At 55.3% G+C, this 2,544-nt stretch carries 3 protein-coding genes; all 3 read left to right on the top strand.

Going from position 1 to position 2,544, the window contains the following annotated elements:
• The first annotated feature begins 112 nt into the window (after positions 1 to 112).
• The 3 genes from ACEW8G_RS02545 (at position 113) to ACEW8G_RS02555 (ending at position 1,976) form a co-directional block, all read left to right on the top strand.
• On the top strand, positions 113 to 784 hold the full coding sequence (locus ACEW8G_RS02545) for an SDR family oxidoreductase (protein ID WP_373486876.1): 672 nt from the start codon (positions 113 to 115) through the stop codon (positions 782 to 784).
• A gap of 63 nt (positions 785 to 847) precedes the next feature.
• Positions 848 to 1,051, top strand: a complete 204-nt coding sequence (locus ACEW8G_RS02550) for a dodecin family protein (RefSeq protein ID WP_373486877.1) — start codon at positions 848 to 850, stop codon at positions 1,049 to 1,051.
• Positions 1,052 to 1,283: 232 nt separating this feature from the next.
• Complete coding sequence (locus ACEW8G_RS02555) at positions 1,284 to 1,976, top strand: DUF3800 domain-containing protein (protein WP_373486878.1); 693 nt, start codon at positions 1,284 to 1,286, stop codon at positions 1,974 to 1,976.
• Positions 1,977 to 2,544: the final 568 nt, after the last annotated feature.

Consider the following 2,544-nt stretch of genomic DNA (forward strand, 5'->3'; position numbering starts at 1 on the left):
GGCGAGCGCATAGGTTTTGGGTAGCGCGGAATACGGCCCCCAGATGTTGCGTTGCAACCTTTGCCAAAGCTGTTGCGTTGAAACAAGACATCTTGCGAAAAAGGACGCATTCATGACCGGAACTCTTTTCATCACGGGTGCATCCAGCGGCATCGGCGCGGCGACCGCAAGGGCGGCATCGGAAGCGGGCTGGAACGTCGGCCTGTTCGCGCGCTCCGAGGACGCCCTGACCAAACTGGCGCAGGAAATCGGTGCCACGGCACTGGCCCTTCCCGGCGATGCAACCGACTACGCGGCGCAGAAGACCGCCATCGACAAGGTCGCGGCGCATTTCGGATCCGTCGATGCCGCCTTCGCGAATGCCGGGCGCGGCACCAGCCAGGCCGGCACCGAAAACGGCGATCCCGAGGATTGGAAAGGCATGGTGGACATCAATATCATGGGGGCGCTTTACACCGCACATGCCGCCATGCCGCACCTGCGGAAGGTGAAAGGCCAGTATCTGGTGACGGGTTCGGCCGCTGGCCGGCGGCATATCCAGGGATCGATCTATGGCGCGACCAAGTGGTTCATCCATGGTTTTGCCGGCAACCTCGCCGATGAGATGGCCGAATGGGGCGGCCGCTGCATGGTCGTCTCGCCCGGCATGGTCGATACCGGGTTTTTCGACGAGGCCAAGCCCGACAAACTCAAGCCGCAGGACGTCGCGGAGGCAATCGTCTACGCCTTGAACGCCCCCGAAAGGACGAACATCCGTGAGGTGCACATGATGCCCACGGGTTAGGCCGTGCTTGGCGGCCACCACCGACGGGCCAAACGGCCCACAACGCAGCAAAAGGAGACGACGATGACTGTAGCAAGAGTGACAGAAATTTCCGCGACCTCCAGCAAGAGTTTCGACGACGCCGTCGAACAGGGCGTGGCGCGCGCCGCCCAGACGCTTCGCAATGTCGTCAGCGCCTGGGTGAAGGAGCAGCGGGTGACGGTCAAGGACAGCAAGATCGAAAGCTATCAGGTGAACATGATGGTCACGTTCCTACTGGAAGACTGACCCAGGTCAGTCCGACCCAAAATGCGCCGCCACGTACCTTTCATACGGGGCGGCGCGATGCTCGAACGGATGGAGGCCGTGCCCAACACCCAGCGCCATCCCCCCGTCGCTGACAAGAATCGTGCGGTTGGCCGGCCTATTAGGTAATGTCATACTTGACGTACCCTTGGCTCAGGGGTATTTGGCTTGAGCAATTCAGACAGCTTGATCAACCCATAAAGACTTCTGCAATTTGCTTGACCCGATTTTGGTGGATAAGGGCAGCCTATTGGCACTAGCGAGTGTATACATAGATGAAAGCGGAACGCATGCCGGTTCGTCTATCATGACCATTGGTGGGGTTGTCTTCAAGCGAAGAAAGGCGAGAGATTTCAGCCGTGAGTGGAGCGCGTACCTCAGGGCCAAGGGTGTGCCCTATTTTCACATGACTGATGTTACGCACCCCCAAGGTACAATCTATAATGGGTGGACAGCAGATAAGCTGGTAAAATTTGAAAAGAAACTCATAGCTCTAGTAGGAAAAAATGCGGACTATGGATTTGCAGTGAGCATATCTGAGTCTGAGTTTAATGCGGAATATGGTGATGTACTTGGTGGATGGAGTCGCGAAGACATTATGGGTTCAGCCTATACTTACTTGCTTAGGCATGCCCTCTCTAAAGGCGCTGCTTGGGCCGAGGAAAGCGGCTTCTCAGGCGATATTTCCTATTTCTTCGAAGCGGGGCACCTAAACCAACATAAAGCGAGTGAAATAATTAGTACCTCTATGCGGCAGCAACGCAGCGGTTTGCGTGAAAAACTCCCAGCAGTTGAGGCTAACCGCATACGTCACAAGTATGTTTCTCATACCTTTATGGACAAGAAGTGCGCCCCCCCTTGCAGGCCGCTGACTTGCTTGCTTGGCTTTGGCGAAACGCCGTCATGAAAGCAATGAAGGATGAGCCCGAACGTAAAGATTTGACCGCCTTAAGGCGCAAGCTAAGTATCGAAACATTTCGTCTTGGTTCTCAGTATCTACGGGCTGAAAAATCTTTGATTAACGGTTTACTTCGATGCGCCGGGGTTATGGGCGGATGATTTAGGACGTATCGCGCTTCGCAAGGGTTTATCGAGAAAGTAGTCAGCCTCAGTGAGATTTAGTTCGCCAGCGTCGATCATATTTTGGACGGCCTATTCGAACCGTTTTGCCTGCTCATCCGGGCTTTCCTAGTTTTGTATTTGGCATCAGATAACAGCTGCTTGGTAGGTCAGGCGCTTACCAACGAGATCAATGGCGGCGCGATGGTGTCGTTTACGTCGTTGGCTACACGGTTGTTGTAGCGGAACTCAAATTGCGAAGTGTAGCGCGCAAAAGGGTCAACAGGCGCATCCCCGGCTCCTTCCCTCAGAATCCATCAAATCTTTCAATGCTGTAATCCCGGCAGAACTGTATCGCGTGGTTGATGGGCAATCCCATGCCGACCTGGCTGGTCGACAGCGACGCCGATTGGAAC

The organism is Blastomonas sp. (assembly GCF_041747255.1).
GTDB lineage: Bacteria > Pseudomonadota > Alphaproteobacteria > Sphingomonadales > Sphingomonadaceae > Blastomonas.